This window comes from Streptomyces sp. NPDC051364 (genome assembly GCF_040682115.1).
GTDB lineage: Bacteria > Actinomycetota > Actinomycetes > Streptomycetales > Streptomycetaceae > Streptomyces.
The window spans coordinates 558,970-578,040 of the sequence record NZ_JBFBAH010000001.1 but is presented as its reverse complement, the minus strand read 5'-3'; the positions used below and the strand labels follow the sequence as shown (position 1 = coordinate 578,040).

Below are 19,071 nucleotides of genomic sequence, written 5' to 3'. Positions count from 1 at the left end.
AGCGAACGGTACGTCACCGCCCACTCGCATCCCGTCACCCACATGGGTGTAAGTGGCTTACGGTTCCAGCCAGTTGGCGTAACCGCGTGGGGACGTCCGCGGCGCCCGCGCCCCGGAACGCCCAGCCCAGTCCCGCACTACCGTGCGGCGGACTCCAGGGCGCCCGCGGGTGCGCCCATGCGCCCACCGACCCTCGTACGAGTGGCCACCAACTGGCCTTCCTGCGGGTACGCGTGCCAGGTCCGCCAGCGCACCTGGCCTTCGTGGCGCTGCGCGAGCATGGCGGTGAAGGCGTGCGGGTTGCCGGGAAAGGTTCCGGCCAATCCGTTCGGGTGATCCGCGACCAGCGCCAGCAGTTCCTGCGCACGTCCCGCGAAGGAGCCCTGCGACAGGGTTTCGACCCGCGCGGCGAACTCGTACTCCCAGTCCCCCATCCGCTTGGCCACGCCCAGCGGCAGCGGCGTACTGCTCCCGGGCATGCAGGCGACCGTCTCCGAGCAGAGCACCCGGCCCTCCTCCAGGAGCACCTGGTGCGAGGCTCCGAGCAGGCGCAACTCCACTTTCGCGCCCGCCAGTTCGAGGTTCAGTACGGCCAGGGCGGGCAGTCGGTCCCGACCCAGGGCCCAGGCGAGATCGGCGGCACGCGTGTCGGTGTAGGTGGTCTGGAGGGTCGTGAGCATGAGTCGGCTCCGCAAACGCGCGAGGGAGATGGGCCGGGGCCCGCCAGCGGTAGTCAACGGGTGGGGGACACCGGCACGGGTCCACAGGAAGTCCAGGGAGGTCCGAGGACTGGTCTACTCAACCGAGGGAATCATGAAAGGCACGGCACTCACAGCGTTTTTACCCAACTTGATTGGGTTTACATCCCCCCGGGGGCTACACAGTTCACGTGTTCAGCCACACGCGTCCCGCGCGTCGCTCGGCGAAGGACCAGGGAGTTCGAACATGAGGGCGCCCGACGGAAGTGAGACCCGCCGGACGCCCCGACGCACGCGGCGCCAGCTGCCCCGTGTCAGCTGGAACCGCAACCTCCGCCGCCGCCGCCGCAGGAGGACGATCCTCCACCGCACGACGAGGAGGAACCGCAGGAGGAGCTGCCCCCACACGAGCTGGAAGACCCGCCGCCGTTCGCCCACCACGACGAGCGGGAGCCCGAGCCGGAATCGGCCCCGGTGAAGGCGCGGACCACCTTCCGTACCAGGAGCACGAAGCCCAGGATGACCAGCGCCACGAGCACCAAACCGAAGACAGACATGACACCCAACCCCCGTTCACGTTCACGTTCATCACCCCGGTCCCCCGGGGTGTGAAGGGGGGATGCCCGCACGCCACCCGGGCCAAAGCACACTTGAGCAAGTCCAGAGGTTCCCCGCAGGATGGCGCCCATGAGCGCACCCGTGGGCGGCAGCCGCCCCCTCCTGAACCGCCGCCTGGCGTCCTTCGGTACGACGATCTTCGCGGAGATGTCGGCCCTGGCCGCCTCCACCGGGTCGATCAACCTCGGCCAGGGCTTCCCCGACACGGACGGCCCCGCCGAGATCGCCGAGGCGGCCTCCCGCGCCGTGCTCTCGGGCCTGGGCAACCAGTACCCGCCGGGCCCCGGCATCCCGGAGCTGCGCGCCGCGATCGCCCAGCACCAGCAGCGGTTCTACGGCCTGGCCTACGACCCGGACACGGAGGTCCTGGTCACCGCCGGCGCGACGGAGGCCATCGCCGCCTCGCTGCTCGCCCTGCTCGAACCGGGCGACGAGGTCATCGCCCTGGAGCCGTACTACGACTCGTACGCGGCCTGCATCGCGATGGCCGGCGCCACCCGCGTGCCGGTCACCCTGCGCCCGGACGCCGGAGCCTTCACGCTCGACCTCGACGAACTGCGCGCCGCGGTCACCCCGCGCACCCGGCTGCTCCTGCTGAACACCCCGCACAACCCGACGGGCACGGTCCTGACCCCGGCCGAGCTCGCGGCGATCGCGGAACTGGCGGTGGAGCGGAACCTCCTCGTCGTCACGGACGAGGTCTACGAACACCTCGTCTTCGAGGGCGCCCACGTCCCGCTGGCCTCGCTGCCCGGCATGCGCGAGCGCACGGTCACCATCAGCTCGGCCGGCAAGACGTTCTCCTTCACGGGCTGGAAGGTCGGCTGGATCACCGCCCCGCCGGAGCTCGTCTCGGCGGTCCGCTCGGCGAAGCAGTTCCTGACGTACGTCTCCTCGGGCCCCTTCCAGTACGCCATCGCCGAGGCCCTGTACCTCCCCGACAGCTACTACGAGGGCTTCCGCGCCGACCTGGCCGCAAAGCGCGACATCCTCGCCGACGGCCTCGCGGCGGCCGGCTTCGAGGTCTTCCGCCCCCAGGGCACGTACTTCATCACCACGGACATCACCCCGCTCGGCGAGAAGGACGGCCTCGCCTTCTGCCGCGCCCTCCCGGAACGCTGCGGCGTCGTCGCCATCCCCAACCAGGTCTTCTACGACCACCGGTCCGCAGGAGCCACCCAGGTCCGCTGGGCCTTCTGCAAGAAGACCGAGGTCCTCGAAGAGGCCGCCGCGCGCCTGCGGCGGCTCTGAGGCGGGGGCTCATCGGGGGGACGCCTCCGGGGCGGGCTGATTTCACCGGAGATTCCGGGGGCATTCACGCCCTCCGGCAGGTGGTGAGCTTTAGGGTGCCCGAGGCTCTCCTCGTCGGGATGGGCGTACGCACGCAGCGCGGGAAGACGGGGTTCATGACGGCGACGGGCAGTACGTCGGTTTCCGTGCGGCCGCAGGAGCTCCGGACCGGCAGGGTGCCCGCCGCCCTCGTCGCGCTCGGGGTGTTCGCCGCCGTCCGGGCCGGCGGGGCGCTGGTGCTCACCGTCGGGGCGTGGTGGGCCGGGCGGAGCCCCGTCCGCGTGCTCGGGCACTCCTGGGACTCCGTCTGGTACCTCGGCATCGCCGTGCACGGCTACGGCCGCACCCAGATGTGGGCCGGGTCCGGGCTGGTGCAGAGCGACTACGCCTTCTTCCCGCTGTACCCGCTGCTCGTCCGGCTGGCCGGAGCCACCCCCTGGGCCGGGCTGCTCGTCGCCTGGACCGCCGCCGCGGTGGCCGCCGTCGGGGTGTACCGGGTCGGGGAGCTGATGCTCGGCCCGCGCGTCGGGGTGCTGCTGGTGGCGCTGTGGGCGGCGAGCCCGCACGCGGTGGTGCTCACCCTCGCCTACACCGAGCCGCTGCTGGCCGCGCTCGCCGCCTGGGCCCTGTACGCCGTGCTGCGCGAGCGCTGGCTGTGGGCCGCGGGCCTCGCCGTGCTCGCCGGGCTGACCCGCCCGACCGGGATCGCCGTCGCCGCCGCCGTGTCCGCCATCGCCCTGCACGCGCTGCTCGCCCGCAGATCCCGCGCGCCCGAGGTGTGGGCGGCCGCACTGCTGGCCCCGGCGGGCTGGGCGGCGTACGTCCTCGCCGTCGGGTTACGCACGGGGGATCCGGCCGGGTACTTCACCGTGCAGCGGCGCTGGGGCTCCCGCTTCGACTTCGGCTCGTACACGACGGGCACCGTCTGGCGGGTCCTGACCGGGGGGCACGTACCGCTCGCCACCGTCGTGACCGTGGCCGTGCTGGCCGCGGCCGGGCTCCTGGCCGTACTCCTGCTGCTCGACCGGATGCCGCCGGCGCTGCTCGTGTACACGGCCGTACTGCTGCTGATCACCTACGGCGGGGCCGGCTACTTCGAGTCGAAGCCGCGCTTCCTGCTGCCGGCGTTCCCGCTGCTCCTGCCGGTCGCCGCCGCAATGGCGCGAGCCCGGCCGCGCTCCGCGGTCGTGGTGACCGCGGGGCTGGCCGGGCTCTCGTACGGTTACGGGCTGTACCTGCTGCTGATCGCCCGCGTCCCGCTGTGACGGGTGGCGACGACTAGTTGTCGTCGTCCCCGTCCTTCTCGTCACCGTCGGTGGAGTCGATCTCCTTCTCCAGTCCGAGCTGCTCCACGAGCCACTTGTCGAACTCGATGGAGGCACGGACCCAGCTGACCGTGGAGGAAACGAAGTGCTCCAGGTTGACGCCGGTGCCGATCAGCATCTGCGCCTCGCCGATCAGGCGGACGGAGCCGTCGTCGTGCGTGTGGCTGTAGACCTTCGGCCACAGGGTGCGGCGGTTCCAGTCGTCGATCGACTCGAGGAGCTGGGGCTTGTCCTCGATCGCGTGCGGACGATCGTAGAAGGTCCGCACCGAGAAGACCTGCTGCTCGTCCTCGCCGCGGAACATGAAGTACGTACGGAACTCCTCCCACGGCGCCGCGAGGTCACCCTCGTCGTCGACGACGTACTTGAGCTCCATCTGCTCCAGCAGCTGCTTGACCAGATCCTGGTCGGGGACGACGGGGCCCGCCGGTCCTGTGGCCTGCGGATCGGGCTGCTGCCCTCCGAAGTTCGGAATCGAGGCCGGGTCGATGCTCACCGTGATTTCCCTTCGTGCGGATGATGTCATCCTCCCCCATAGCTCCCACCCCCTGTCCACCCCCGCACCTACGATCCGCGCAGGGCGGACAGGAGTAAACCGCCGATAAGGCCGACAGGGGGACGAACCCCGCAGAGCGCCTCAGAGGGCCTTGCCGACGATGAGGTCCTCGCCGGCCACGTCGACCCGTACGGTGTCGCCGTCGCGGACCTCGCCCGCCAGGATCTCCTTGGCCAGGCGGTCGCCGATCGCCGTCTGGATCAGGCGGCGCAGCGGGCGGGCGCCGTACGCCGGGTCGTTGCCCTTGTCCGCCAGCCAGGCCAGGGCGTCGGGGGTGACGTCCAGGGTCAGGCGGCGCTCCGCCAGGCGCTTGGCGAGGCTGCCGATCTGGAGCTCGGCGATCCTCGCCAGCTCCTGCGCGTTCAGCGCGGAGAAAACCACCAGGTCGTCGAGGCGGTTGAGGAATTCCGGCTTGAAGGAGGCCCGGACCACTTCCAGGACCCGGTCGCGCTTCTCCTGCGCCGAGGTCGACGGGTCCATCAGGAACTGGCTGCCCAGGTTCGAGGTCAGGATCAGGATCGTGTTGCGGAAGTCCACGGTGCGGCCCTGGCCGTCCGTGAGGCGCCCGTCGTCCAGGACCTGGAGCAGGATGTCGAAGACCTCGGGGTGGGCCTTCTCGACCTCGTCCAGGAGCACCACGGAGTACGGGCGGCGGCGTACGGCCTCGGTGAGCTGGCCGCCCTCCTCGTAGCCGACGTACCCGGGCGGGGCGCCGACCAGGCGGGCCACGCTGTGCTTCTCGGAGTACTCCGACATGTCGATGCGGACCATGGCCCGCTCGTCGTCGAAGAGGAAGTCCGCGAGGGCCTTGGCCAGCTCCGTCTTGCCCACGCCCGTCGGGCCCAGGAAGAGGAACGAGCCGGTCGGGCGGTCCGGGTCCGCGATCCCGGCCCGGGTGCGGCGTACGGCGTCCGAGACGGCCCGTACGGCCTCGCCCTGGCCGATCAGGCGGCGGCCCAGCCCGTCCTCCATGCGCAGCAGCTTCTGCGTCTCCCCTTCGAGAAGACGGCCGGCCGGGATGCCCGTCCAGGCGCCGACCACGTCCGCGATGTCGTCGGGGCCGACCTCGTCCTTGACCATGGTGCCCTTTGAGGTTCCGGTCTTGGAGGCCTCTTCCTCCTCCTCGGTGGCCTCGGCCAGCTCGCGCTCCAGCGTCGGGATCTCCCCGTAGAGCAGCTTGGAGGCGGTGTCGAAGTCGCCGTCGCGCTGTGCGCGCTCGGCCTGGCCGCGCAGGTCGTCCAGGCGCTCCTTGAGCTCGCCGACGCGGTTGAGGGACTGCTTCTCCTTCTCCCAGCGGGCGGTCAGGCCCCGCAGGTCCTCCTCCCGGTCCGCCAGGTCCTTGCGGATCTTCTCCAGGCGCTCGATCGAGGCCGGGTCGGACTCGTTCTTCAGCGCCAGCTCCTCCATCCGCAGGCGGTCGACCGAGCGCTGCAGCTCGTCGATCTCCAGCGGCGAGGAGTCGATCTCCATGCGGAGGCGGGACCCAGCCTCGTCGACCAGGTCGATGGCCTTGTCGGGGAGGAAGCGGGAGGTGATGTACCGGTCGGAGAGGGTCGCGGCGGCCACCAGCGCGCTGTCGTTGATGACGACCTTGTGGTGGGCCTCGTAGCGCCCCTTGAGCCCGCGCAGGATCGCGATCGTGTCCTCGACGGACGGCTCGGCGACGAGCACCTGCTGGAAGCGCCGCTCCAGCGCCGGGTCCTTCTCGATCCGCTCGCGGTACTCGTCGAGCGTGGTCGCGCCGACCATCCGCAGCTCGCCGCGGGCCAGCATGGGCTTGAGCATGTTGCCCGCGTCCATGGCCGAATCGCCGCCGGCGCCCGCGCCGACGACGGTGTGCAGCTCGTCGATGAAGGTGATGATCTGGCCGTCGCTGGACTTGATCTCGGCGAGGACCGTCTTCAGCCGCTCCTCGAACTCGCCGCGGTACTTCGCGCCCGCGACCATCGCGCCGAGGTCGAGGGAGACCAGCCGCTTGTTCTTGAGGGACTCGGGGACGTCGCCCTTCACGATGCGCTGCGCGAGGCCCTCGACGACGGCCGTCTTGCCGACGCCGGGCTCGCCGATGAGCACCGGGTTGTTCTTCGTACGGCGCGACAGGACCTGGACGACGCGCCGGATCTCCTGGTCGCGGCCGATGACGGGGTCGAGCTTGCCCTCACGCGCAGCCGCCGTGAAGTCCGTGCCGAACTTCTCGAGGGCCTTGTACTGGCCCTCGGGATCGGGGGTGGTCACCCGCCGTCCTCCTCGTGCGTTCTCGAAGGCGTCCAGCAGCGTCTTCGCCGTCGCGCCCTGGGTGGAAAGGACCTCACCGGCCGCGCCGCCCTTGGCGGCGATCGCGATGAGGAGGTGTTCGGTGGAGAGGTACTCGTCGCCGAGCTTCCCGGCCTGCTGGTCGGCCTCGGCGAGTACGGCGAGCAGCTCGCGGGTGGGCTGCGGGGGCGCGACCGTGGAACCGGTGACGCTGGGCAGGGCCGCCAGCAGCCGCTCGGCGCCGTTCCGGACCGCCGCCTGGTCGGCCTCGGTGGCCGCGAGGAGGTCGGTGATGTTCTCGTTGTCCTCGCCGGCGAGCAGGGCCAGCAGCAGGTGCGCCGGGGTCAGATCCGCGTGGCCGTCCTTCACGGCCCGGCTGGTGGCCGCGTTCAGGGCGTCCCGGCTCTTGTTGGTCAGCTCGGCATCCACGTGCGACTTCTCCTCTCAGACAGGTCAGACACAGGCTTTGGGTCTCGCTCTTCCAGTCTCGCTCTTTGAGTATGGCAGCGTGCGCAAAGTTGAGTCTATTCCACTCAAGGGCAGTATCGGTGCCCTCCCGTACCCTCGGGCCATGGCTCTTGACGTACGCAACCCGACGCCCGAGTACCTCGCCTTCTGGCGGGAGCGGCACGTCTGCACGCTGACCACCCCGCGCCCCGACGGGACCCCGCACGTGGTGCCGGTGGGCGTCACGTACGACCCGGAGGCCGGCCTGGCCCGGGTGATCAGCAACAAGAACAGCAAGAAGATCCGCAACGTGCTGGCGGCCCAGGGGACGGAGCAGGGCCCGGCCCGGGTGGCGGTGTGCCAGATGGCAGGACGCCGCTGGGCGACCCTGGAGGGGCACGCGGTGATCCGTACGGACGAGGCCTCGGTCGCCGAGGCGGTGGCGCGCTACGCGGAGCGCTACGGGCGGACGCCCTCGCCCAACCCGGACCGGGTCGTCATGGAGATCGCCCTCGACCGGGCGATGGGCCGCGCCTGAACCGAAAACAGTTCAGCTTTCACCTTGTCCGGTTCAAGGACTGGACGCGGACATCACAACGGCGCCATCGTGGTCAGGTCCACGATGGCGCCGTTGTGTGGGGGAGCACCTGGAGCGATCTGCAACGACGGGGGAATCGCTTCAGGCACTGCGGGGGGTGGCGGTGGTGATATCGGGTTCGAAGAGCTGGTGGTCGCGCTGATCAAGGTTGACGAAGACCATTCCGTAGCGCACCTCGCAGCGGACGGGCTGCGGCGCGCCGCGGGGGCGGCGCAGGCACCGGTACGCCCGGACGTCCTCGTCCTCCTCGCGCGTGATGACGATGGGCTGTCCGAACAGGGTGACCATCAACGAGTCGCCAGGGTGGGGGATGGCCGTGGCGAGGTCGATGAACTGCCAGCCGGAGCGGTAGGCAGAGGCCATTTCGCGACGGAATCCGCGGTCGTCGGGGGTCATACCGCGGTCTCCACGGCAAGGGTGCCGGCATCGGCGTCGACGGGGGCCGAGCGCCATCCGCTGTCCATCGGTGCCGCGCGCCATCCACTGTCCTCGAGCGGCGCCGCTCGGAGGCCTGCGGCACCCCCTTCGGCGCCCCCCAGGGTGACCCCGGCAAGTCCCAGACCGGCCACAGCCGAGAAGATGACGGTGGCAAGCGCCGAGCGAAGCATTCTCTTGTTCATGGTCGGCTTCGTCCTCACTTGATGAAATCCTCTCCCCCGCCTGTCAGACGATGGCTCATTCAGGCACATCACTGCCACAGGGACGATGCATCATGTTCTTGCATGTTCAGGACCCTGGGGGGTGGAGATTTGACCATAAACAGAACAAAAGCGACACATCCCCACTCGGTCACGGAGCTGTGCAGCGAGGGGGCACGGCTCTACACGAGCGCGCTGCGGACCGGACGTATCGCACGTGGGGACGTCAAAACGGCACCTTGCCTGCTCGATCTGGCGTTGTTGCAGCCAGACCCTGATGACGCCAATTCGCTCCGTCCGGTTCCACCGGCGGTGGCACTCGCACAGCGGCTGCATCCGATCGAACGGGAAATCCGCGACAGACGCCGGGATTCTCTCGAACTGTCCGAGGCTTTCGAGCCGTTTCTCGCCATCAGTGCGCAGAATCCGGCAAGCACCCACGCCATCACCGTGCTCGAAGGCTTCGACCCCATCAACGCGGCCCTCAACCTCGCCACCGCCGAGTGCCACACCGAGATGCTCACCATCCAGCCCGGCGGCGCCCGCCCCAGCCTCGAGCTCACGGAGGCCCTGGAGCGCGACCAGCCGCTGACCGACCGCGGTGTCCGGATCCGGACCCTCTACCAGCACACCGTCCGGCACAGCCGCGGCACGCTCGCGTACGTCGACCTCCTCAAGGCGGGCAAGGTCGAGGTGCGCACGCTGGAGGAGCTCTTCGAGCGCCTCATCATCTTCGACCGGACCGTCGCCTTCATCCCGGCCAGCGACGACCGCCAGGTCGCCCTGGAGCTGCGCCACCCGGGCCTGGTCGACTACCTCATCAAGGTGTTCGAGCAGCTGTGGCACCGCGCTGTGCCCCTCCAGGAGGAAGTCACGTACCAGCACACCCGCGGCGGCATCTCGGGCGTGCAGCGCACCATCGCGCAGCTCCTCATCGAGGGCCACGTGGACGAGGCCATCGCCCGCCGGCTGGGCATGAACGTACGGACCTGCCGCGCGCACATCGCGAAGCTCGCCAGCACCCTCGGCAGCGGCAGCCGCGCCCAACTCGGCTTCCTCATCGCCCGCTCCGGGATCCTCGAGGACGAGGGCGACTGAAACGCACCGGAACGCGCCAGGCCCCGCCCGGGGATCCCGGGCGGGGCCTGTGCGTGCATGCAGGGCTTGCGCGTCGTGCAGCCGGAGGAAGCCGAGGTCAGTCGCTCTGGCGCTTCGGCGCGGGGCGCCAGACGACCAGGGCGCTGCCCGGTACCGGCGGCTGGTACTTGACCAGATCTCGCCGGTACGAGGCGTGCACCTGGGCCTCGCGCTGCTGGAGCACGGCCGCCGCGCCGTCCACCGCCGCCGAGAGCTCGGCCACGCGCTGCTGGAGCGCGGCGACCTGGTTCTCCAGCTCGATGATCCGCTTGATGCCGGCCAGGTTGATGCCCTCGTCCTGGGACAGCGCCTGCACCGTGCGGAGCAGTTCGATGTCGCGGGCCGAGTAGCGCCGGCCGCGGCCGGCCGTCCGGTCCGGGGAGACCAGGCCGAGGCGGTCGTACTGGCGCAGGGTCTGCGGATGCAGGCCCGAGAGCTGGGCGGCCACCGAGATCACGTAGACCGGGGTCTCGTCGGTCAGTTCGTACGCCCCGTTGCCGAACCGGGGCGGTCGTCGGCGGCCGTCCATGTCATGCTCCCTTCGCGGACTCGAACAGCACGGCGCGCGGGTCCTCCGACTCCGTCGCGTCGCGGTACATCTCCAGCGCCTCGCGGGCCTTGTCCGACAGCGAGGCCGGAACAGCGACCTCCACCGTCACCAGCAGGTCCCCGCGGCTGCCGTCCTTGCGGACCGCTCCCTTGCCGCGGGCCCGCATCGTGCGGCCGCTGGGGGTGCCCGGCGGGAGCTTCAGCGTCACCGAGGGGCCGTTCAAGGTCGGGACCTTGATGTCGGCGCCCAGGGCGGCCTCGGCGATCGTCACCGGGACGGTGACCGTCAGGTTGTCGTCCTTGCGGCCGAACACCGGGTGGCTGTCCACGTGGACGACCACGTAGAGGTCTCCGGCGGGACCGCCGCGCTCGCCCGGAGCGCCCTTGCCGCGCAGCCGGATCCGCTGGCCGTCGGAGACGCCCGCCGGGATCCGGACCTGCATGGTGCGGGAGGACTTGGCCCGCCCGCTGCCCTTGCAGACGTCGCAGGGGGTCTCCGCGATCAGGCCGCGGCCCTTGCAGTCGGCGCAGGGGTCGGTCAGCGAGAAGCCACCGCCGCTGCCCCGCGATACCTGGCCGGTGCCGACGCAGGTCGGGCACACGCGCGGCGTGCCGTTCTTGTCGCCGGTGCCCGAACAGGCCTTGCAGGGCGCCTGGGAGGACATCCGGAGCGGGACCGTGGCCCCGTCCACCGCCTCCGTGAAGGAGAGGGTGACCTCCGACTCGATGTCCTGGCCGCGGCGCGGCTGGACACGCGTACCGGGGCCCGCGCCGCCGCGGTTGAACAGTCCGCCGAAGACGTCGCCCAGACCGCCGCCGCCGCCGAACCCGCCGCCCGCGCCGCCACCCGGCTGGGTGCCGCCGAAGAGGTCGCCCAGGTCGAAGTTGAACGAGCCGCCCCCGCCGGGACCGGGGCGGAAGCCGCCGTTCCCGAACAGGGCGCGGGCCTCGTCGTACTCCTTGCGCTTCTTGGCGTCGCCGAGGATGTCGTTCGCCTCGGAGATCTCCTTGAAGCGCTCCTCGGCCGAGGCGTCGCCCTTGTTGGCGTCCGGGTGGAACTCGCGCGCGAGCTTCCGGTACGCCTTCTTGATCTCGGCCTCGGTGGCGTCCTTCGGGACACCGAGGACCTTGTAGTAGTCCTTCTCGACGAAGTCCTTCGTGTTCATCCCCGGTGTCCCTCCTCTCGTGCCTCTACGGTTGCTGCGTCAGCCCTCGTCGGGGGCATCCGCGTCCTTGTCCGAAGGCGTGTCGCCGTCCGCGGACTCGGACTTGGGGGCGGCCCCGGGCTGGGGCTCGGCCACCGCGACCCGCGCGGGGCGGATCGTACGCTCGCCGATCCGGTACCCCGGCTGCAGGATCGCCACGCAGGTCGTCTCGGTGACGTCCGGCGCGTACGAGTGCATCAGGGCCTCGTGGATCGTCGGGTCGAAGGGCTCGCCCTCCTTGCCGAACTGCTGCAGGCCCATCTTGGCCGCCGCGGTCTCCAGCGATTCGGCCACCGACTTGAAGCCGCCGACCAGCTCGCCATGGTCCCGCGCCCGGCCGATGTCGTCCAGGGTCGGGAGCAGTTCCGTCAGGAGGGACGCGACCGCGATCTCCTTGACGGCGATCCGGTCCCGCTCCACCCGGCGGCGGTAGTTCTGGTACTCCGCCTGGAGCCGCTGGAGGTCCGCGGTGCGCTCGCCGAGCGCGGTACGGGTCTGGTCCAGCTGCGCCAGGAGAGCCGTCTCCTGAGCGGACGGTGCTCCGGAGTCCCCGGCCGGGGCCGCGGCCTCCTCCTCGGAGGAAGCTGCGGCCTTCGGCTCGGCGGCGTCGTCAGGCGTGGCGCCGGCGGGGACTTCGGGCTTCTCGTCGAAACCCGGGGTCTCCTCCGACATCAGGCAGCGCCGCCCTTCGGCTTGTCCTCGTCGACGATCTCGGCGTCGACGACGTCGTCCTCGGGCTTGGCCTGCTGGCCCTCGCCGGCGCCGGCTGCGCCCTGGGCGGCCTGCGCGTCGGCGTAGATGGCCTGGCCGAGCTTCTGGCTGACCGCGGCGAGCTTCTCGGTCGCGGTGCGGATCGCGGCCGTGTCCTCGCCCTTGAGGGTCTCCTTCAGCTCGGAGACGGCGGCCTCGACCTCGGTCTTGACCTCGGCCGGGACCTTGTCCTCGTTGTCCTTGACGAACTTCTCCGTCTGGTAGACGAGCTGCTCGCCCTGGTTGCGGGACTCGGCCGCCTCCTTGCGGCGCAGGTCCTCGTCCGCGTACTGCTCCGCCTCCTGGCGCATGCGGTCGACCTCGTCCTTGCCGAGCGAGGAGCCGCCGGTGACGGTCATCTTCTGCTCCTTGCCCGTGCCAAGGTCCTTGGCCGTGACGTGCATGATGCCGTTCGCGTCGATGTCGAAGGAGACCTCGATCTGCGGGACGCCACGCGGGGCCGGCGGCAGGCCGGTCAGCTCGAACATGCCGAGCTTCTTGTTGTACGCCGCGATCTCGCGCTCACCCTGGTAGACCTGGATCTGCACGGACGGCTGGTTGTCCTCGGCCGTCGTGAAGATCTCGGACCGCTTGGTCGGGATCGTGGTGTTGCGCTCGATGAGCTTGGTCATGATGCCGCCCTTGGTCTCGATACCGAGGGACAGCGGGGTCACGTCGAGGAGCAGGACGTCCTTGACCTCACCCTTGAGGACACCGGCCTGGAGGGTGGCGCCGATGGCGACGACCTCGTCCGGGTTGACGCCCTTGTTCGCGTCCTGACCGCCGGTCAGCTCCTTGACGAGCTCGGCGACGGCCGGCATGCGGGTGGAGCCGCCGACCAGGACCACGTGGTCGATCTCGGACAGCTGGATGCCGGCGTCCTTGATGACGTTGTGGAACGGGGTCTTGCAGCGGTCCAGGAGGTCCGCGGTCAGCTGCTGGAACTGGGCGCGCGTGAGCTTCTCGTCCAGGTGCAGCGGGCCCTCGGCGGAAGCCGTGATGTAGGGCAGGTTGATCGTGGTCTCCGTGGAGGAGGACAGCTCGATCTTCGCCTTCTCGGCGGCCTCGCGCAGACGCTGGAGCGCCATCTTGTCCTTGGAGAGGTCGACGCCGTGGCCGTTGGCGAACTGCTTCACCAGGTAGTCGACGACGCGCTGGTCCCAGTCGTCACCACCGAGGTGGTTGTCACCGTTGGTGGCCTTGACCTCGACGACGCCGTCGCCGATCTCGAGGAGCGACACGTCGAAGGTGCCGCCACCGAGGTCGAAGACGAGGATGGTCTGGTCGTCCTTGTCCAGGCCGTAGGCCAGGGCGGCGGCGGTCGGCTCGTTGACGATGCGCAGGACGTTCAGACCCGCGATCTCACCGGCTTCCTTCGTCGCCTGACGCTCGGAGTCGTTGAAGTAGGCCGGGACGGTGATGACCGCGTCCGTGACCTTCTCACCCAGGTAGGCCTCGGCGTCGCGCTTCAGCTTCTGCAGGATGAAGGCGCTCATCTGCTGCGGGTTGAAGTCCTTGCCATCCAGGTTGATCTTCCAGTCAGTGCCCATGTGGCGCTTGACGGAGCGGATGGTGCGGTCCACGTTCGTGACCGCCTGGCGCTTCGCCACCTCGCCGACGAGGACCTCGCCGTTCTTGGCGAAGGCGACGACGGACGGCGTGGTCCTGGCGCCCTCGGCGTTGGTGATGACGGTGGGCTCGCCGCCTTCCAGAACGCTGACGACGGAGTTAGTGGTGCCCAGGTCGATGCCGACCGCACGTGCCATTTTGATTTCCTCCAGCTGACTTGAGTGGAACAGGCTCAACCATGCCGTAACGCTGCGCTGGCGTCAACAGAGGTGAGTGGAGGGGGCTCAACTTTTATCTCGGACTTACGCTCACGCGGGCCTCCCGGGCGGCGCCGCGCAGCCGCGGGACGGCCGGGTGCGAGGGCCCCACCTGCGGAAACGCCCCACGGGGGCGGGCGGGCGAGGCGGTCCGGAAGCGCTCCAGGGCCACTCGAAACCGACCGGGTGACGGCAGGCCACAGGGGTCGCGGCGGCGCCACGGCGGGCCCCACGGGGGCCGCATGGGGGCCGCATGGGGGGGCGGCGCCGGGGTCGCATCGGGGCCGCACCGGGGGGCCGAGCGGGCGACGCTGGGGTGGTCCACTGCGCGGCATCACGGAAACCCGCCGGAGGCGCATGCAGGGTGCCCCCATGCCGCTGCCGCCGCTCACGCTCCCCCCGATCCGGCGCCTCGTGCGGCGGCGACCCGCGACTCCACGCCCGTCCCCGCCCCCGTTTTCGCTCCCGTACCGCCCGGACCTCTCGGCGAAGCGGGTGGTCGACCTCCTCGGGGCCGTGGCGCTGCTCGGGGTCTTCGCGGCGCCGCTGCTGCTCGCCGCCGCCCTGCTGTACGCAGCCCAGGGCGGCCGGGTCTTCGTACGGGAGCCGGCGGCCGGGCTGGCCGGGCGGCCGTTCCTGGCCTGGCGGCTGCGTACGGACGCGGCGGGCCGGCTCGGCGCGGCCGTGGAGCGGTGCGCCCTGGACGGGATCCCGCAAGTGCTGAACGTGCTCCGCGGCGAGATGTCACTGGTCGGGCCGCGCGCGGAGCCGCGTACGGACCGGGCCGACCGGCTCCTCGTACGGCCCGGAATGACCGGTTTATGGCAGGTCAGCGCACGATCCGACCTCCCCTGGGAGGAGATGGCCCTGCTGGACCGGCACTATGTGGAGAGCCATTGGCTGGGGATGGATCTCGCGATCCTGGCTCAGACCCCTCGGGCGGCCTACCGGCAGCGGTGCCGACAGAGGCATGCCTGAGCGACACAGATCACCGCACGCTCACCTACATTGCGGCGCGGGGAATGGGTAACCTCAAGCCTTGACTCAATAAGTTACCGCTTAGTAAGTCCCGCCCGAGGAGCCCTCCCCATGCAACTCGCCGCGATCATCGTGTCGCTGGTCCTGACCGTGGTCGGCGTCGCGCTGCTCGCCCGAGCCGTGGCGCAGATCTACCGCTTCGTGAAGCTCGGACAACCCGTACCGGCAGGCAGCCGTACGGACGATCCGAAGGCACGAACGCTCACCCTGGTCCGGGAGTTCCTCGGCCACAGCCGGATGAACCGCTGGGGCATCGTCGGCTTCGCGCACTGGTTCGTCGCGATCGGCTTCCTGACGCTGCCGCCGACGCTGGTCCAGGCGTACGGACAGCTCTTCCAGGCCGACTGGACGCTGCCGATCATCGGCGGCTTCCTGCCGTTCGAGCTCTACATCGAGTTCATCGGCATCATGACGATCCTCGGCATCGCCGTGCTGATCGTCATCCGCCTGCTGTCGCTGCCGTCCCGGGCGGGCCGCAAGTCGCGCTTCACCGGCTCGAAGGCCTGGCAGGCGTACTTCGTCGAGTACGTGATCCTCACCATCGGCCTCGCGATCCTGACGCTGCGCGGGCTCGAGGGCGCGATCCACCACGTGGACTCGTACGAGCCGGCGTACTTCGCCTCGTACCCGCTGGTCCTGGCGTTCAAGAGCCTCTCGCTCGGCACCCTGCAGAACGCCATCTACTTCACCGCGATGATCAAGATCGGCGTCTCGCTGATCTGGATGATCGTCGTCTCGCTCAACACCAACATGGGTGTGGCGTGGCACCGCTTCCTCGGCTTCCCGAACATCTGGTTCAAGCGCAACGCCGACGGCGCGACCGCGCTGGGCGCGCTCCTGCCGATGACGAGCGGCGGCAAGGAGATCGACTTCGAGGAGCCGGGCGAGGACGACGTCTTCGGCGTCTCCCAGGTCGAGCAGTTCTCCTGGAAGGGCATCCTCGACTTCTCCACGTGTACGGAGTGCGGCCGCTGCCAGTCGCAGTGCCCGGCGTGGAACACCGGCAAGCCCCTGTCGCCGAAGCTCCTGATCATGTCGCTGCGCGACCACGCGCACGCCAAGGCCCCCTACCTGCTCGCCGGCGGCGGCAAGGACATGGAGGGCAACGAGAAGGCCACGGCGGAGCAGCTGGCGAACGTCCCGGCGGCGGCGCTGGCGGAGGCGGAGCGCCCGCTCATCGGCACGGCCGAGGAGAACGGCGTCATCGACCCGGACGTGCTGTGGTCCTGCACGACGTGCGGTGCCTGCGTCGAGCAGTGCCCGGTCGACATCGAGCACATCGACCACATCGTCGACATGCGCCGCTACCAGGTGATGATCGAGAGCGCGTTCCCGTCGGAGGCGGGCACGATGCTCAAGAACCTGGAGAAGAAGGGCAACCCCTGGGGTCTGGCCAAGAAGCAGCGCGTGGAGTGGACCAAGGAGGTCGACTTCGAGGTCCCGATCGTCGGCAAGGACGCCGAGGACCTCTCCGAGTACGACTACCTGTACTGGGTCGGCTGCGCGGGCGCTCTCGAGGACCGCGCGAAGAAGACCACGAAGGCCTTCGCGGAGCTGCTGAACATGGCGGGCGTCAAGTTCGCGATCATGGGCGGCGACGAGAAGTGCACCGGTGACTCCCCGCGCCGCCTGGGCAACGAGCCTCTGTTCCAGCAGCTGGCCCAGGAGAACGTGGCCATGCTGAACATGGCCTTCGGCGAGGACGACGACGACCCGTCGACGAAGAAGCCGAAGTCCGCGAAGCGGATCGTCTCCACCTGCCCGCACTGCTTCAACACCATCGCGAACGAGTACCCGCAGCTGGGCGGCGAGTACGAGGTCATCCACCACACGCAGCTGCTCCAGCACCTGATCGACGAGGGCCGGCTGACGCCGGTCACGCCGGTGGACGGCCTGATCACGTACCACGACCCCTGCTACCTGGGCCGGCACAACAAGGTCTACACGCCGCCGCGCGAGATCATGTCGGCCGTGCCGGGGCTGCGCCAGCAGGAGATGCACCGCCACAAGGAGCGGGGCTTCTGCTGCGGCGCCGGTGGCGCGCGGATGTGGATGGAGGAGCGGATCGGCAAGCGCATCAACAACGAGCGCGTCGACGAGGCCCTGTCCCTGAACCCGGACATCATCTCGACGGCCTGCCCGTTCTGCCTGGTGATGCTGACGGACTCGGTCAACGGCAAGAAGAACGACGGCCAGGCGAAGGAATCCGTCCAGGTCGTGGACGTGGCCCAGCTCCTCCTGGAGTCGGTGAAGGCCCCGGCCCCGACGGAGGCAGAACTGGCGGCCGAGGCCCTGGCCGCCGAACAGGCGGCGGAGGCCGAGGCCAAGGCGGAGGCAGAAGCCGCGGCGAAGGCCAAGGCGGAGGCTGCTGCCAAGGCCGAGGCCGAGGCCAAGGCTGAGGCCAAGGCTGAGGCTGCCGCGAAGGCCAAGGCTGAGACCGAGGCTGAGGCTGAGACCGAGCCGGCGACCGCCGCAGACGCTGAGGCTGCTGCCAAGGCCGAGACCGAGGCCACGGCAGACGCCGAAGCCAAGGCGGATACCGAAGCTGCGGCAAAGGCGGACACCGAGCCGGCGACTGCGGCCGCGGCCGAAACGGCCGCTGACGCCGCCGCAAAGCCTGAGGCCGAGGCGGACGCCGAGGCCGAGCCGAAGGCGTCGGCCGACGGCGGCAACGCCAAGTAGTCCGTCCGCAGAACGCGACGCCGGAACGGCCGGTCCCCGCTCAAGGGACCGGCCGTTCCGGCGTTCGGGGGCCCGGGGGCGCCAGCCCCCGGTTTCGGGAAGGGGCGGGGTGGGGGAGAAGGCCCCGCGCAGCGGCCGGCCCGGCCCCGGCCCGGCCCCGGCCCGGTCAGGACTGGTCGGCGCGGCCCCGCTTCAGCAGGGCGAAGCCCAGCCCCGCCGCCCCCACGGCAGCCAACCCCCCGCCGGCGGCAACGAGCATCGGCGTGTCACCCGTAGCGGCCCCCTCCGCCCCGGCCTTCACGCCGCCCTTCGGCACCACACGCTCCCCCGCCCCCGCCTTCTTGGCACCTGCACCTGCACCTGCACTTGCACCCGCGCCCGCCCCCTCGGCGGTGTACTTCTCGATCAGCTTCCCGTCGAAGTCGTACACCCAGCTGCTCCCGCCGCCCTTCCCGTCGATGACGACGAACTTCACGCGCTTCCCGTCCTGGACGATCCGGTACGTCCAGCCGTCGTTCAGCGCGCTCGGGTGCTTCAGGTCGACGGTCCCGAGCAGGTTCCCGTTCGGCATCGAGATCTCGACGCGCTTGCCCTTCGGGCCGTCGATCAGTTTCGCGATCCGACCGTCCGGCATGGTGATCCGGACCGAGCTCTCCTTCTTGACCTCCTCGACCTCGTGCTTCGGCTTCTCGACGGGCTTCGGCTTCTCCACCGGCTTCGGCCTCGGCTTCGGCTTCTGCTCCCCCTCCACCCACGAGGTCACGGTCCCGTTCGGCTGCAGGACGACGTGCAGGCCGTTGTTCTGCCCGTACGCCGGGTTGCCCCCCTTGCTGACCAGCGTGTCCAGCTTCGTCGACCCGGCGAAGATCTCGGCCTCGAAGTGGTTGCCGCTGATCTTGTAGACCTTGGCGATCGACCCGTCCGCGAGCTTGACCGTGGTCACAAAGGCCCGGGTCGGCTTCTCCGGCTTGACCGGCGGCGTGGTCGGGTCGACCGTCGGGTCCACCGCCGGCACGGCCGGATCCACCGGGGGCACAGGGTCGACCGGCCCAGCCGGATCCGTCGGGTCCGTCGCGGGCTGCTCAACCCCGGGCAGAACCTCCGGCCCCGGCACGGACGGCGAGTCCGCGAACGCGGACCCGACCGGGAGGGCCAGAACGGTGGCCGCGCCGGCGAAGACGGCGGCGGTGCGAAGGGTGGTGCGGCGAGTGCTGCGCATGTGGGGGCTCTTCTCGTAGCTCGGTGCTCGGTGCTCGGTGCTCATGGCTCGTCGGCGACAGACACGAAGCTACGGACCCGACATCTACGTAATCCGTAGGCAATGTAACGACCCCCCACAGACTCCACCGCAACCATGTAAACCCGACAATTCCCACCCCTCCTCCGTGGTGGGGACAGCCCCCGGGGTTCCCCTAGGGGATGTCACAGGTCAGCCGCAAAGGGTGCTTATTCCGGCGGCCC

General features: G+C 70.2%; 15 protein-coding genes. 6 read left to right on the top strand and 9 right to left on the bottom strand.

Going from position 1 to position 19,071, the window contains the following annotated elements:
• Nucleotides 1-137 precede the first annotated feature (137 nt).
• Nucleotides 138-680, bottom strand: a complete 543-nt coding sequence (locus AB0M76_RS02790; RefSeq protein WP_365951178.1) for a DUF2617 family protein — start codon at nt 678-680, stop codon at nt 138-140.
• A 696-nt stretch (nt 681-1,376) separates the two neighbouring features.
• Here AB0M76_RS02790 and AB0M76_RS02785 point away from each other — a divergent pair.
• Together AB0M76_RS02785 and AB0M76_RS02780 are read left to right on the top strand one after the other, a co-directional pair.
• The gene (locus AB0M76_RS02785) at nt 1,377-2,567 is read left to right on the top strand and encodes a pyridoxal phosphate-dependent aminotransferase (RefSeq protein WP_365951177.1); all 1,191 of its coding nucleotides are present in this window, start codon (nt 1,377-1,379) and stop codon (nt 2,565-2,567) included.
• Nucleotides 2,568-2,662: 95 nt separating this feature from the next.
• Entirely contained in the window at nt 2,663-3,871 is a 1,209-nt protein-coding gene (locus AB0M76_RS02780; protein ID WP_365951176.1) for a hypothetical protein, read from the top strand.
• A 13-nt stretch (nt 3,872-3,884) separates the two neighbouring features.
• Here the strand turns inward: AB0M76_RS02780 and AB0M76_RS02775 are convergent, their stop codons facing one another.
• Both AB0M76_RS02775 and clpB read right to left on the bottom strand, forming a co-directional pair.
• Complete coding sequence (locus AB0M76_RS02775) at nt 3,885-4,427, bottom strand: YbjN domain-containing protein (RefSeq protein ID WP_266627182.1); 543 nt, start codon at nt 4,425-4,427, stop codon at nt 3,885-3,887.
• Nucleotides 4,428-4,568: 141 nt separating this feature from the next.
• Complete coding sequence (clpB, locus tag AB0M76_RS02770) at nt 4,569-7,169, bottom strand: ATP-dependent chaperone ClpB (protein ID WP_365951175.1); 2,601 nt, start codon at nt 7,167-7,169, stop codon at nt 4,569-4,571.
• 142 nt (nt 7,170-7,311) lie between these two features.
• Between clpB and AB0M76_RS02765 the strand changes: the two genes are divergently transcribed.
• The gene (locus AB0M76_RS02765) at nt 7,312-7,725 is read left to right on the top strand and encodes a pyridoxamine 5'-phosphate oxidase family protein (protein ID WP_365951174.1); all 414 of its coding nucleotides are present in this window, start codon (nt 7,312-7,314) and stop codon (nt 7,723-7,725) included.
• A gap of 141 nt (nt 7,726-7,866) precedes the next feature.
• Here AB0M76_RS02765 and AB0M76_RS02760 read toward each other — a convergent pair whose 3' ends face one another.
• Nucleotides 7,867-8,181, bottom strand: coding sequence for a hypothetical protein (locus tag AB0M76_RS02760; RefSeq protein ID WP_030299141.1), 315 nt, complete (start codon nt 8,179-8,181; stop codon nt 7,867-7,869).
• A 326-nt stretch (nt 8,182-8,507) separates the two neighbouring features.
• On the opposite strand from AB0M76_RS02760, the gene AB0M76_RS02755 reads away from it, so the two are divergent.
• A complete protein-coding gene (locus tag AB0M76_RS02755) occupies nt 8,508-9,521 on the top strand; it encodes a helix-turn-helix transcriptional regulator (protein ID WP_078987796.1) in 1,014 nt (337 codons plus the stop codon).
• A 97-nt stretch (nt 9,522-9,618) separates the two neighbouring features.
• Here AB0M76_RS02755 and AB0M76_RS02750 read toward each other — a convergent pair whose 3' ends face one another.
• The 4 genes from AB0M76_RS02750 to dnaK are packed head-to-tail and all read right to left on the bottom strand — an operon-like array spanning nt 9,619 to nt 13,830.
• Nucleotides 9,619-10,089 (bottom strand): helix-turn-helix domain-containing protein, encoded by a 471-nt coding sequence (locus AB0M76_RS02750; RefSeq protein WP_266627190.1) that lies wholly within the window; start codon nt 10,087-10,089, stop codon nt 9,619-9,621.
• 1 nt (nt 10,090) lies between these two features.
• Nucleotides 10,091-11,275, bottom strand: a complete 1,185-nt coding sequence (dnaJ, locus tag AB0M76_RS02745; RefSeq protein ID WP_365951173.1) for a molecular chaperone DnaJ — start codon at nt 11,273-11,275, stop codon at nt 10,091-10,093.
• Between the two features lie 39 nt (nt 11,276-11,314).
• A complete protein-coding gene (grpE, locus tag AB0M76_RS02740; protein WP_365951172.1) occupies nt 11,315-11,986 on the bottom strand; it encodes a nucleotide exchange factor GrpE in 672 nt (223 codons plus the stop codon).
• Nucleotides 11,986-13,830 (bottom strand): molecular chaperone DnaK, encoded by a 1,845-nt coding sequence (dnaK, locus tag AB0M76_RS02735; protein ID WP_266996059.1) that lies wholly within the window; start codon nt 13,828-13,830, stop codon nt 11,986-11,988. The genes grpE and dnaK overlap by 1 nt, the downstream gene beginning before the upstream one ends.
• Nucleotides 13,831-14,262: 432 nt before the next feature.
• Here dnaK and AB0M76_RS02730 point away from each other — a divergent pair, with 432 nt between their 5' ends.
• The gene (locus tag AB0M76_RS02730) at nt 14,263-14,868 is read left to right on the top strand and encodes a sugar transferase (protein ID WP_365951171.1); all 606 of its coding nucleotides are present in this window, start codon (nt 14,263-14,265) and stop codon (nt 14,866-14,868) included.
• A gap of 111 nt (nt 14,869-14,979) precedes the next feature.
• Nucleotides 14,980-17,610 (top strand): (Fe-S)-binding protein, encoded by a 2,631-nt coding sequence (locus AB0M76_RS02725; protein ID WP_365951170.1) that lies wholly within the window; start codon nt 14,980-14,982, stop codon nt 17,608-17,610.
• A 166-nt stretch (nt 17,611-17,776) separates the two neighbouring features.
• On the opposite strand, the gene AB0M76_RS02720 is transcribed toward AB0M76_RS02725, so the two are convergent.
• Nucleotides 17,777-18,829: a hypothetical protein gene (locus AB0M76_RS02720; RefSeq protein ID WP_365951169.1), complete on the bottom strand. Its 1,053-nt coding sequence runs from the start codon at nt 18,827-18,829 to the stop codon at nt 17,777-17,779.
• Between the last annotated feature and the right edge of the window lie 242 nt (nt 18,830-19,071).